This is a genomic window from Aquirufa sp. Wall-65K1 (assembly GCF_054558475.1).
Window position 1 is genome coordinate 270,792 of sequence record NZ_JBPXKD010000002.1, and the last position, 12,493, is coordinate 283,284.

Below are 12,493 nucleotides of genomic sequence, written 5' to 3' on the forward strand. Positions count from 1 at the left end.
GGCATTGATTACCTTTGTTCTTCTATTTTTAATCTTGTTTAACAGTCAACCATTTTCATACTTTATGTTAAATCTTGTACTATTTGGGCCTCCAGGGGCTGGAAAAGGAACGCAATCAGCTAAATTGATTGATAAATATGGTTTAATCCATTTATCTACAGGAGATTTGTTGCGTGCCGAAATTACGGCAGGGACCACCTTAGGTCTAGAAGCTAAGAAATTAATGGATCAAGGTATTCTTGTTCCTGATTCAGTAGTTATTGGGATGATTGAGAATAAATTGAATGAAAATAAAGGTGCTTCTGGATTTATTTTTGATGGTTTTCCTAGAACTGTAGCCCAAGCTGAGGCATTGGATACGCTATTAGCGGGTCATCAGCTTTCCATTAAACACATGATTTCCTTGGAAGTAAATCAGGAGGAGTTAACCCAGCGTTTATTAGAACGCGGCAAAACTTCAGGAAGACCTGACGATCAAAACGAAGACTTAATTCGTAAGCGAGTACAAGAATATGGAGAAAAGACAGCTCCAGTAGCAGGATACTATGCCTCCCAAGGAAAATTCCAAGGAATCAATGGTATCGGCGAAATTGAAGAAATATTTGGACAAATTGTCCGCATCATTGAAGGTTAATAGCCTGGTATAATACCTTATGACATCCAATTTTATAGATTACGTCAAGATAAATGTCCGCTCTGGTAGAGGAGGGTTCGGATCTTCCCATTTCCGCCGTGAAAAACACGTGCCTAAAGGTGGACCCGATGGTGGTGATGGCGGTCGAGGAGGACATATCTATTTGGTTGGGAATTCTCAACTCTGGACTTTACTTCATTTAAAATACCAAAAACACATCATTGCCGATAATGGTAAAGGTGGCGAAGGAGGTAGAAGATCAGGTGCTGAAGGTGAAGATATTTATATCGAAGTTCCTTTGGGAACCATCGTCAAAGATGCAGAAAGCAATGAGTTTTTAGCGGAGGTTACCGAAGAAGGTCAAAAGATATTATTGCTCCCAGGTGGAAGAGGGGGTATGGGGAATACCCACTTTAAATCTTCCACCAATCAATCTCCTCGACATGCTCAACCGGGTGAAGAAGGGCAAGATCGATGGGTTATCATGGAGTTAAAAGTATTAGCTGATGTAGGCTTAGTAGGTTTCCCAAATGCAGGGAAATCCACACTGCTTTCCGTGCTTTCTGCTGCCAAGCCTGAAATTGCTGATTATCCTTTCACCACCTTGGTACCTCATTTAGGTGTGGTGGCCTATCGTGATTATAAATCTTTTGTAGTAGCAGATATTCCAGGAATTATTGAAGGGGCTTCCGAAGGAAAAGGTTTAGGTCTTCGCTTTTTACGTCACATTGAACGGAACTCCATTCTTTGTTTTTTGATTCCGTCGGATGCCAAAGATTGGGGAAAAGAATACGAAATTCTTTTAGGAGAACTAGAGAAATTTAATCCTGAATTATTACAGAAACAACGTGTATTAGTGGTTTCTAAAATGGATATTTCTATTCCAGAAATGCAAGAAGAAATTCGAGCTAGCCTTCCATCAGATTTACCGGTAGTGTTCATCTCTTCTATTACTCAAGAAGGTATACAAGAATTAAAAGATGTACTTTGGAAAACCTTACAAGAAGAAAATGCCAAATTTCAAGCAGATACCTTATTAGCTAAATCTTCCGAGGAAGAAGCCACTACTTATACAGATGAAGAAGTTTCATCTTCTGAGGACTAAGTACGTATTTGTTCTGCTACCAAAGCAATTCCCTCATCGAAACTCCTAGGCTGATACCCTAGGATTTTTTTTGCCTTTTCTAAAATAAAACCGGTTCGCGGTGGTCGCTTGGCAGCTTGTTGGAAAGTAGAGGAATCAGCCTTTTTGATTAATTCCAATGGCAATGAAAAGAAATTGGCCGTTTTGATGGCCATTTCATAAGGTGTTAAAAAATCTGAACCCGAAATATTGAAAATTCCTTCTGCTTCTTTTTGTGCAATCAACCAGCAGCCAATGGCCAAATCCTCGGCTAGGGTAGGTGTACGGAATTGATCGGTTACGACTTGAATGGTTTTACCTTCCTCCAAAGATTTTTTTACCCATAAAATAATATTCGTGCGGCTCATATCTTGAACAATGCCAAATACAAGCACAGTTCTGGCGATGGCCCAACGAATTGAAGAAGATTGAAGTAATTTTTCTGCAGCTAATTTACTCTCTCCATAAATGGAAATAGGATTTGGTTGAGCCTCCTCATCATAGGGGCCATTTGCTCCATCAAAAATGAAATCCGTGGATAAATGACACATAAAAGTGCCCTGCGCCTCACAAGCTTGTATTAAATACCTAACGGCAGTCACATTCAGTAATTCGCAACCAGCAGGGTCAACTTCACAAGTATCCACATTGGTCATGGCTGCTGTATGAATCAATACATCTGGTCGATAGGTCTGAAAAACATCCATTACTTCGCTTTCTTGCGTGATATCCAAGGATACGTAAGTATACCCTGTAGTAGACGCAAGTCGATTTGGTCCCTTGGCAGTTGCTATTAAGTCAACATCCGACTGCTTGATGAGCAATTGGACTAACTTTTGACCTAATAAGCCATTGGAACCAGTAATTAATATTCTTTTTTTCATGCGAAATTTCAACAAGATTATGGATTTAACTCCGCCCTAATAGCTTGAAGGATTTTTCTAGCACCCGAATTTACCAAATCTCCTGCTAATTGTTCACCTAAAATTTGAGGATTCGTTCCAATTTGGGTGAATTCCAACTTTTCTTGTCCATTTAAACTTAATACACCAGCCGTCAAGGCTATCTTCTCTCCTGTGGCGATGGCATGTCCATATACAGGAACGCTACATCCTCCTTCAAGTTGATACAATAAACTTCGCTCTGCCAATAAACAGGTCTCAGTGGTAGTATGGTTACAAGCCAACCTAATTTGTTCTTTTAGGCTAGGATCCAAATGGATAGAACATTGAATCGCCACAGAACCTTGGCCAACCGCTGGAACAAATTGGCCAATGGATAAATGCTCCGTGATGTATGCACCCATATCCATGCGATGAACCCCAGCATAGGCCAGTAACATGGCATCACAAGTTCCTTGCTTTAGTTTTTCAAGGCGCGTTTGAAGGTTACCGCGCATTTCTACCAATTCATGTTGAGGGTAAAAATGTTGTAAAAAGGCCCTTCTCCTAGTAGAGGAGGTTCCTATACGTAATTTTTTGGGGCTTTGTAATTGCAGGCTCGGGTCTAAACTAAGTACCACATCGTGAGCGGCCTCCCTTTCCGTAAATGCGATTAATTCTAAATCTTCGGGTAAATGGGAAGGTAAATCTTTGGCGGAATGTTGAGCGATATCAATTTCGCCCTCACGCAGCATGGTTTCCAATTCTTCCGTGAAAACACCTTTGGAGCCTATTTTGGAAAGGGATCGGTCCAGCACTTGATCTCCTATCGTACTTATTGCCCTGAGTTCATAGCTAAAGCCTACTTTTTCCAACAGATGACCAATGTGATTCGCTTGCCAAATCGCTAATGCTGATTTTCTAGTTCCTATTCTTATATGTTGCATGACTAGGCGTTTTTGGGTGCATGATATATGCGGACAAATTGTAAGGATAAATCCAAATGAACCATTTTTGCTCTGGCGTTCCTTTCCAAATGGTAATGTACATCAGAGACCTTGTTGGACATCTTTTCTATTTTCTCTTGGCTTAAGGTTTTCGAAAAATTATCAATGAATTTTTTTTCTTTTTCCAATGATTTAATCAGTTCTGGAGTTCCAGAAATTTGATATAAACACTGCCTTAAAATATGCAAGCCATATTCCAAAAGGCCTTTTTGCTCTTCTTTAGCAAAACCATCAAACTGATCTGCCAGAATAACCAACTTACTTAAATTTTTTGAATAGATGGCTCTCATCCATTCCGCAAACCAGGTGGATGTACTTAAATTTTCTGTTTTGGATTTTTCCAGAGCCCAAGAAATATTTCCTTCAGAGCTTTGGGCTAATTGCAGGGCATTTTCAGGGTCAATGGCAGATTGTTCAACTAAAAAATCGGCCAAAGCTTGCTCCTCCACCATGGGGATTTTAATACGTTGCGTTCTAGAAAGTATGGTGGCCAATAGTTTCTGAGGCTCTGAACATACTAATAGGAATAAGGTGGTAGAAGGTGGTTCCTCTAAGGTTTTTAATAAGGCATTGCCCGATGAAGCATTTAAAGATTCAGGGTTCCATAAAATCACCACCTTGAAAGGAGCTTCAAAAGGCTTGAGACTTATTTTAGGGATTAATTTACGCGTTTCCTCCACAGGGAAATTTCCTTGTTTATTTCCCTCAACTCCTAAAAATCCCAACCATTCCGGTAATGTACGATAGCAGGATTCTGCAATGAAATTTCTCCATTCAGGTAAAAATAAGTCTGATTCAGGCTCTTTAAATTTTTTAGTTACTATGGTAGGGAAAAGAAAAACCAAGTCGGGGTGAACGGCTCTTTTCATTTTTTGGCAACTTGCACAAACGCCACAGGCATCATCTCCTTGTTTGTTGGTGCAGAATAAATACGTGGTAAATGCCAGGGCCATGGCTAATTGTGGGCCACCATAGGGGCCGTGAAACAATTGAGCATGGGCAATGTGCTGATTTCGCACGGCTGAACTCAAAGTTTTTTTGATTTCAGATAAGCCTGGAATATCCTTAAAAAGCATGCCTTTGGAAATGAGTAAACGAAAAGTCTAAGTTCGGAAAGAAGCCTCCTCTTTCCAAATTTCTTCCATCACCGCGGCGAGATTTTCCGGAATGGCTTGATGTTTTAAATGCATCCATTGTTGAGCCACTTCCCTGGCCTTTTCCATTTTATAGGTATGAATATTGGGGTATTCTCCCCAAGTAAAGGATGGGATGAATTTTGGTAAAAAGCTTTGGCTACTGATGTTACAATGGCAACCAATCATGCTACCTGTATTGAACTTACTATGGATTCCTGTTGTGACAAAATCGCCCATGATGAGGCCTAGGGCCGACAATCCTGTATTTCTGTATGATGATGTTGGGTAATCAAATATTGAAACAGGTTTTAAATCATTTTTTATATTGGAATTACTGGTGAGAGCTCCCAGGTTGCTGTGGGATCCAATCACAGAACTTCCTATATATCCTTCATGGGCTTTGTTACTATAAGGAAAGAAAATGGTGTGGTTGATTTCTCCTCCTACTTTGCAACCAGGGCCAATGGTGGTATTTGGTCTAATTTTGGCTCCTAGGTTACTAGTTGCCCCTTTTAAAATGGCTGCAGGTCCTTGAATGATCGTCCCCATTTGTAGATTAACCTCTTCGCCGATATAAATAGGCCCCGAGCTGGCATCCATCATGCATCCCTTAAGTTGGGCGCTGGCATGAATGAAACAATTCTCAGGGGATAGAATGATATTACCTAAAGATTGGTATTTTTCAATATCAAAAGGCGCAGGTTCTATTTCTTGGACAAGGCTCAGCTGTTGATGCACCAATAAATCCTCTGGATGCTGGATCCAACGCGCTTTCCCAGAATATTCGATGGATTTGCGGGAGGATGAGGGGGCAAAATCCTTATTGGCGCTAGAACTAGTATAGGCTAAAACCTGTTGACCTTGAACCAGCTGGACATTATCGGGTAATTGCGAAATAGCTTCAGCTATTTGATCATCAGGCAGTAGTGAACCGAGAATGGTCACATGGGTGGCTGATGTAGATGATAGCTGATTAAATTTGCCCCATTTATCTTGTATGGCGCTTGTTCCTAGCCATAATTGATGGAGGGGGCGGTAATAACTTAATGGCCGCATGGATTGCACCAAGAGAGGGTCATTAAAGAAGTTGATGTTTTCCAACATGCGACAAAAATACAATAAAAAAGCCTCCAAGAAACAAGTTCGAGGAGGCCAAGGTAATGATTTTGTTTGGATTAGTTTTTCTGAGCGTAACGCTTGTTGAATTTATCCACACGACCTGTAGTATCCAATAACACGTTTTTACCTGTGTAAAAAGGGTGTGATTGAGATGAAACCTCAATTTTAAATACAGGATAAGTAGCTCCTTCGAATTCTGTTGTTTCAGTTGTATTAACGCAAGAACGAGTCAAAAACTTGTAATCTGCTGATAAATCGTGAAATACAACTTCTTTGTATTCTGGATGAATGTCTTTTTTCATGTTGGGTAGTATAATGACGATTCCCTGCCGTCTCGTTATTTTGTAAATGGATCTGTGGGATGTAGTTCCATCAATTTGGGATGCAAAATTACAGATTTAATAAGTAAATCCAAAAAAATGCGTAACAATTTTTTAGGTGTTTTGCCAATATTTTGAGGCTTAAAAAAATCTTAAAAAATATTTTCTGGTACTTTTCAAAGACGCAAATGTCGTAACGAATTGACATTAGGTTAATTGAATGTTGCATTTCAAATAAGCCTATTTTTTTATTTTTTTTTGATGAAAAAATAGTTTGCAAGCGGGGTTCTTTTTTTCTAATTTTACGTAGTGCCCAACCCCCCAAGGAGTATGCAATCCTTGGATGAAGTTAAAGCTTACAAACAAAACCGCCAACCGTTTTTCAAGTCATAAAAACTTGAATATTTTAGATGAGAAATTTTCTAGAGCGGGAATCTTTTGTGCTTTAAAAGGGTTGTAAGCTGAATTATTGAGACGCTAATTTTCTAATATATAAAGTATGTACGTAATTAAAAGAGACGGTCGACGCGAATCTGTCAAGTTCGATAAAATCACAGCAAGAATTGAGAAGCTTTGCTACAGCTTGGATCCATTTTTTGTTCAACCCCTAGAGGTTGCTAGAAAAGTGATTACAGGGCTTTACGACGGTGTTAAGACCACCGAGTTGGATAATCTAGCGGCTGAGACAGCGGCTTCATTAACCACCAAGCACCCAGACTATGCTGTGCTGGCAGCCCGCATCGCGATCTCTAACTTACACAAGAACACATTGAAGTCGTTTTCGGCTACGATGAAACGCTTGTATACGTATGTTGATCCTAAAACTGGTCAAAATGCAGCCCTTCTTTCTAAGGAAATCTATGATATCATTAAGAAGAATGCCGTCGAGCTAGATGAAGCTATCATCTATGACCGTGATTTTGGTTATGATTATTTTGGATTCAAAACATTAGAGAAATCCTATCTTTTAAAATTAGAGGGACAAATCGCTGAACGTCCTCAACACATGTTGATGCGTGTGGCGGTAGGTATTCATGGAGCAGATATCGCTGCAGCTATTGATACCTATAATTTATTATCGGAGCGTTGGTTCACACATGCCACACCAACCCTATTCAATGCAGGTACTCCTAAGCCTCAGATGTCATCTTGCTTCTTATTGACTATGCAAGATGATTCCATCGAAGGTATTTATGATACATTGAAACAAACGGCTAAGATATCTCAATCTGCCGGTGGTATTGGTTTGAGCATTCACAATATTCGTGCTACGGGTTCCTACATCAAAGGTACCAACGGTACTTCCAATGGTATCATCCCGATGTTGCGTGTATTCAACGATACCGCACGTTATGTAGATCAAGGAGGAGGAAAACGTAAAGGTTCATTTGCTGTGTACTTAGAGCCATGGCATGCTGATGTATTTGATTTCTTAGAATTAAAGAAAAATCACGGTAAAGAGGAGATGCGTGCTAGGGATTTATTCTATGCACTATGGATTCCAGATTTATTCATGAAGCGTGTGGAAGAAAATGCCGAATGGTCATTGTTCTGCCCTCATGAGTGTCCAGGTCTTTCAGATGCTTACGGTGAGGAGTTCGAGGCATTGTATGAAAAATATGAATTAGCAGGCAAAGCCCGTCAAGTGGTAAAAGCACAAGAATTGTGGTTTAAAGTATTAGAATCACAAACAGAGACTGGTACACCTTATATGTTGTACAAAGACCATGCCAACAAAAAATCGAACCAAAAGAATTTAGGTACCATTAAGTCGTCCAACTTATGTACTGAAATCATGGAGTATACTTCCAAAGACGAAGTAGCTGTATGTAACTTGGCTTCATTGGCATTGCCTAAGTACGTGCGCATGAACGAGCAAGGTATCTTGGCATTTGATCACGACAAATTATACGAAGTAACCAAAGCGGCTACCCGTAATTTGAATAAGATTATTGATGTTAACTATTATCCAGTTCCAGAAGCAAGAAATTCTAACTTGCGCCATCGTCCAATAGGATTAGGAGTACAAGGATTGGCTGACGTTTTCATCATGTTGCGTATGCCATTTGAGTCAGAAGCAGCGAAGCAATTAAATAAAGATATTTTTGAGACCATTTACTACGCATCCATGGAAGCATCTATGGAACTAGCGAAAGTAGAAGGACCATATTCTACTTGGGAAGGTTCACCTATTTCGAAAGGTATTTTCCAATTCGATATGTGGGGTGTAACTCCAGAATCAGGTCGTTGGGACTGGGAAACACTTCGTCGTCTAGTTGTAGAAAACGGAGTACGTAATTCCTTGTTAGTGGCTCCAATGCCAACGGCATCTACTAGCCAGATCTTAGGTAATAATGAGTGTTTTGAACCATATACTTCCAATATTTACGCACGTCGTGTGTTGTCAGGTGAGTTTGCGGTTGTTAACAAGCACTTATTAAAGGATTTAATCAAATTAGGATTGTGGAATGAGAGCATGAAGAACAAGCTAATCTCAGCGAATGGCTCCGTTCAAAATATCCCAGAAATTCCTCAAGACCTGAAAGATCTTTATAAAACGGTTTGGGAGATTAAGCAAAAAACCATTTTAGAAATGGCTGCAGATCGTGGAGCTTATATCTGTCAATCACAAAGTTTGAACATCCACATCCAAGATGTCAACTTTGGTAAATTAACATCCATGCACTTCCACGCTTGGAAGCTAGGTTTGAAAACGGGTATGTATTACTTGCGTACCAAAGCCGCTGCAGATGCCATTAAATTTACCATTGAAAAACAAGCAGAGGTGGCTATTGAACAGACGAATAACGTGCATGAATCTGAAATGCAATATGCCAGACAGCAAGCCGCATCCGCTGCTTCATTCACTGAGGCAGAGTCGCAAAACAGAGCCGATATGACATGTTCTTTAGATAATCCTGAAGCTTGTGAGGCCTGTGGTTCTTAATCAAAAGCTGTTATTCAGTTTCAAAATGTGTTTAAAAATCACTTGATGGCAACATCAAGTGATTTTTATGTTTTCTAGCTAAGTGAGTTGAATGAAAAATAAAGGTCTGTTTGTGTTGAGTTTTTTTGCTCTCATGCTCCTTGCATTGGGACTAAGAACTTACCATATTGGCCACTTTGGTTTATTTGGTGATGAAAAACAAAGTCTGCTGCTAGCCGTAGGGAATACCAATTTTGGTGGCATGACAGATCAGCTTGCCCCTCCAAATACATTTACTCCGGAAGATTTTTGGAAGTCCAGAGGAATCAAGGCCTGGTTAGATGCAGATGCCCGAGGGGATGTCAGCGGCAATAGCCTAGTGCATGATATGATGTTAAAGCTTTTTGCCTTTTTATTTGGCAAAGAGGATGGCGTATTGCGAGCCGTGTCGGTCTTTTTTAACATTTTAACTCTTTGGCTCCTTTTTTATTGGGCTAGAAAAATTCGTCCTCAATCTCAAATCTTCCCCATCATCATTTTGGCCCTTGCGGTCATTGAGCCATTTTTTGTCATTTATAGCCAGCAAGCTAGAAATTATACCACCAGTATCTTCTTTACTACCGCTTCCAATTTTTATTTCTGGTCAGCTATGCAAGCTGAAAATCAGCATAAAAATTCCAACAGGAACTGGATGATGTGGATGATAAGTAGTGTGGCTGCTTTATTTAGTACCTATTTAACGGCCTTGGTGTTTATTGGACAATTAATCTTTTCATTGCAACAAAGAAATACTTGGAAGTTTTGGCAAAAGCACATCCTTTGGGGCATAGTGGTCTTGATACCTTTCGGATTATGGATGCTAATAGGTCCTGGACAATATTTTTTGGCCTATCAAGCAGATGCTGCTCGACAATACAGAGAATTCTTAGCACAAAGCGGCCCGATTGTCGGATGGATAGAACCAGCTAATGCCATCAATTTATTTAAAAAATCGGTTTCGATTTTATCTGATCAGTTTTTATGGACGAATGATTTATACGTTCGTCACGGATTCAAAATAGGAGCTATCTGTTTGCTATTATTTGGCGCAGGTGTCATCTCATGGTTGAAAAGTTTAAGTAAAGAGGCTAGATCCTTTTATATTTTTGGAATCATACAGACTGTATTTCCCATCATTGTCTTGATTCTTTCAGCTATCAATGCAGGAACTACTACAGGGTTCTTCCTTCGATACGCCAGCTTTGGTTTACCTTTCGGGATCTTTATTTCTGTTGGTTTGGCGGAATATGCCTTTCAGCAAACCATTTGGATTAAAATCGTGACGAGCATCTTTTTATTCATTCAGGTAAATTACTTAGTTCAAATATTTTTACCGCTCTATTCCGATAAAGCTCAAAAATACACCTTTGCACATGACCGAAGATCAAATCCTTACCCTGAAATAGCTCAAAAAATCAAGGAACAATATCAGCTTGGTGATACGGTGATTTATCCTTCTAAAATGAATAATTTTTTGAATTCAGCCCACCTTCAAGTTCGTAGTGCTGATGTAAGTGATGCCCAACTAACCAATGTGTACTTTGAGCCTAGTGATTTATACGTTCAGAAAATAGATACCTTAATTCAAGATTCCGTTCTTTTAAAGAAAAAAAATGGCAGAAGATTGCTTATTTTTGATTTCAAAAAAGGGAAATATAGATATTAGACGCATGACAAATGGAATTCCCCAGGTTTCCTTCGTGATTCCAGTTTATAACGAAGAAAGTAATTTACCTACCCTTGTGGAGCGGTTGACGAAGATAATGGATCAATCTAACATAAGTTTAGAAGCTGTATTGATTGATGATGGAAGTCGAGATAATTCTCGAGCCATGTTAAAACAATTAGCTTTAGCTGATCCTCGTTTCCATGTAGTTTTGCTTTCTCGTAATCATGGTCACCAATTAGCACTTACCGCAGGTTTATCTGTAGCTCGTGGTTCGGAAGGTGTTTTCGTATTGGATGGTGATTTACAAGATCCACCGGAATTATTGGAAGAATTTTATACCAAACATTTAGAGGGCTATGAAGTGGTTTATGCCGTTCGTGAAAAGAGAAAAGAGCCTTGGTACAAACGCATGGCTTATTTTATCTTTTATCGAATATTAAAGAAAATTGCTAATGTGGACATTCCGCTTGATAGTGGAGATTTCTCATTTATAGGAAGAAAGGTCGTAGATATTTTAAACCAAATGCCCGAGGAGAGTCGGTTTATTCGTGGAATGAGAACCTGGATTGGGTTTAAACAAGTGGGCATCTCTTACAATCGACAAGAGCGCGCTTTTGGGGATTCCAAATATACCTTCTCTAAATTAGTCCAATTGGCCTTGAACGGGATTTTTAATTTTAGTGAATTTCCTATCAAATTTGTATCCTCAGCGGGTTTTATGGCCATAGCTTCATCTTTGATTTATTTCTTTTATGTAGTGATCAAGAAGTTATTTATTGGTCAAGTAATTGAAGGATTTACTTCATTATTGTTCGTTATCATCCTATTTGGGGGAATTCAGTTATTGGCCATAGGGATTTTGGGGGAATACATTCTTCGTATATTTTTTCAATCGAAAAATCGTCCCAATTTTATCATTGACCAAGAAATTTGTGAAGGTAAATTTTTGAAATAAGCATGATGAAAGGGCCCAGGTTGTTCTTATTATTATATGGAATTGCCGCCTTCTTGGATGTCATAGTTCCTATGCTCATTCCTTCATTTTCTGATATCAGGTACCTTGCCAAACCTGCCCTCATGCTATTATTGATGGCCTTTGTCTTTTTTTCTAAGGATGTAGAACGCAAGCCCACCTTACTAGCAGCTTTATTTTTTGCTTGGTTAGGCGATGTTTTTTTGATGATTCCCGGAAGTAACCCGATTTTCTTTCAATTAGGCTTGGGTAGTTTCTTGGTCATGCAGTGGATTTACATTGACATGTTTCGAAAACAAATTAATAAGGTCTTAAGTCCTGTCAATGGAATGACGGTGATACTCAGTATATATGTTCTGGGTTTATTAAGCCTTCTTTTGCCCAATATGAACTTGGCATTGGCTATTCCTGTTGTTATCTATGCCATTAGTTTAGGAACCATGCTATGGTTCGCATCTCAAAGGAAGTCGAGCGTATCCCTTTGGAACTATCAAACCATATTTTTAGGAGCTATTCTTTTCGTTCTTTCTGATAGTTTATTGGCAATAAATAAGTTTTATCATTCATTTCCGGGTAATTCTTTTTGGGTGATGTCGACTTATATCTTAGCTCAATTGTTACTCACGCAAGGTTTGGTTAAATTGCGTTCCTAATTAGATTTTGATT

The 12,493-nt window shown here is 39.3% G+C and carries 11 protein-coding genes; 6 read left to right on the forward strand and 5 right to left on the reverse strand.

The window, feature by feature from the left end:
- The first annotated feature begins 64 nt into the window (after positions 1-64).
- Positions 65-634 carry an adenylate kinase gene (locus tag ACST15_RS04445; protein ID WP_459453452.1) on the forward strand — a complete coding sequence of 190 codons (570 nt, stop codon included), beginning with the start codon at positions 65-67 and terminating at the stop codon, positions 632-634.
- A gap of 19 nt (positions 635-653) precedes the next feature.
- Positions 654-1,739 carry a GTPase ObgE gene (obgE, locus tag ACST15_RS04450; protein WP_459453453.1) on the forward strand — a complete coding sequence of 362 codons (1,086 nt, stop codon included), beginning with the start codon at positions 654-656 and terminating at the stop codon, positions 1,737-1,739.
- Here the strand turns inward: obgE and ACST15_RS04455 are convergent.
- The 5 genes from ACST15_RS04455 to ACST15_RS04475 form a co-directional block, all read right to left on the reverse strand.
- Positions 1,736-2,641, reverse strand: coding sequence for an SDR family oxidoreductase (locus ACST15_RS04455; protein ID WP_459453454.1), 906 nt, complete (start codon positions 2,639-2,641; stop codon positions 1,736-1,738). The genes obgE and ACST15_RS04455 overlap by 4 nt on opposite strands.
- Before the next feature lie 17 nt (positions 2,642-2,658).
- The gene (gene hemC / locus ACST15_RS04460) at positions 2,659-3,585 is read right to left on the reverse strand and encodes a hydroxymethylbilane synthase (protein WP_459453455.1); all 927 of its coding nucleotides are present in this window, start codon (positions 3,583-3,585) and stop codon (positions 2,659-2,661) included.
- A gap of 2 nt (positions 3,586-3,587) precedes the next feature.
- Positions 3,588-4,721: a DNA polymerase III subunit gene (locus tag ACST15_RS04465; RefSeq protein WP_459453456.1), complete on the reverse strand. Its 1,134-nt coding sequence runs from the start codon at positions 4,719-4,721 to the stop codon at positions 3,588-3,590.
- A gap of 27 nt (positions 4,722-4,748) precedes the next feature.
- Positions 4,749-5,885, reverse strand: a complete 1,137-nt coding sequence (locus ACST15_RS04470) for a putative sugar nucleotidyl transferase (protein ID WP_459453457.1) — start codon at positions 5,883-5,885, stop codon at positions 4,749-4,751.
- 71 nt (positions 5,886-5,956) lie between these two features.
- Entirely contained in the window at positions 5,957-6,202 is a 246-nt protein-coding gene (locus ACST15_RS04475) for a type B 50S ribosomal protein L31 (RefSeq protein WP_109323601.1), read from the reverse strand.
- 517 nt (positions 6,203-6,719) lie between these two features.
- Here ACST15_RS04475 and ACST15_RS04480 point away from each other — a divergent pair.
- The 4 genes from ACST15_RS04480 to ACST15_RS04495 all read left to right on the forward strand — a co-directional run bounded on the left by ACST15_RS04480 (position 6,720) and on the right by ACST15_RS04495 (position 12,480).
- Positions 6,720-9,167: a ribonucleoside-diphosphate reductase subunit alpha gene (locus tag ACST15_RS04480; protein WP_459453458.1), complete on the forward strand. Its 2,448-nt coding sequence runs from the start codon at positions 6,720-6,722 to the stop codon at positions 9,165-9,167.
- A gap of 91 nt (positions 9,168-9,258) precedes the next feature.
- Positions 9,259-10,851: a glycosyltransferase family 39 protein gene (locus ACST15_RS04485; RefSeq protein ID WP_459453460.1), complete on the forward strand. Its 1,593-nt coding sequence runs from the start codon at positions 9,259-9,261 to the stop codon at positions 10,849-10,851.
- Between the two features lie 4 nt (positions 10,852-10,855).
- The gene (locus ACST15_RS04490) at positions 10,856-11,809 is read left to right on the forward strand and encodes a glycosyltransferase family 2 protein (protein ID WP_459453461.1); all 954 of its coding nucleotides are present in this window, start codon (positions 10,856-10,858) and stop codon (positions 11,807-11,809) included.
- A 2-nt stretch (positions 11,810-11,811) separates the two neighbouring features.
- Positions 11,812-12,480, forward strand: coding sequence for a lysoplasmalogenase (locus ACST15_RS04495; RefSeq protein WP_459453462.1), 669 nt, complete (start codon positions 11,812-11,814; stop codon positions 12,478-12,480).
- The last annotated feature ends 13 nt before the right edge of the window (positions 12,481-12,493 follow it).

Excerpts from the sequence above, each read along its gene's own strand:
- obgE (WP_459453453.1), top strand. The coding sequence starts at position 654 with ATGACATCCAATTTTATAGATTACGTCAAGATAAATGTCCGCTCTGGT.
- ACST15_RS04470 (WP_459453457.1), bottom strand. The coding sequence starts at position 5,885 with ATGTTGGAAAACATCAACTTCTTTAATGACCCTCTCTTGGTGCAATCC.
- ACST15_RS04480 (WP_459453458.1), top strand. The coding sequence starts at position 6,720 with ATGTACGTAATTAAAAGAGACGGTCGACGCGAATCTGTCAAGTTCGAT.
- hemC (WP_459453455.1), bottom strand. The coding sequence starts at position 3,585 with ATGCAACATATAAGAATAGGAACTAGAAAATCAGCATTAGCGATTTGG.
- ACST15_RS04485 (WP_459453460.1), top strand. The coding sequence starts at position 9,259 with ATGAAAAATAAAGGTCTGTTTGTGTTGAGTTTTTTTGCTCTCATGCTC.
- ACST15_RS04445 (WP_459453452.1), top strand. The coding sequence starts at position 65 with ATGTTAAATCTTGTACTATTTGGGCCTCCAGGGGCTGGAAAAGGAACG.
- ACST15_RS04495 (WP_459453462.1), top strand. The coding sequence starts at position 11,812 with ATGATGAAAGGGCCCAGGTTGTTCTTATTATTATATGGAATTGCCGCC.
- ACST15_RS04490 (WP_459453461.1), top strand. The coding sequence starts at position 10,856 with ATGACAAATGGAATTCCCCAGGTTTCCTTCGTGATTCCAGTTTATAAC.
- ACST15_RS04455 (WP_459453454.1), bottom strand. The coding sequence starts at position 2,641 with ATGAAAAAAAGAATATTAATTACTGGTTCCAATGGCTTATTAGGTCAA.
- ACST15_RS04465 (WP_459453456.1), bottom strand. The coding sequence starts at position 4,721 with ATGCTTTTTAAGGATATTCCAGGCTTATCTGAAATCAAAAAAACTTTG.
- ACST15_RS04475 (WP_109323601.1), bottom strand. The coding sequence starts at position 6,202 with ATGAAAAAAGACATTCATCCAGAATACAAAGAAGTTGTATTTCACGAT.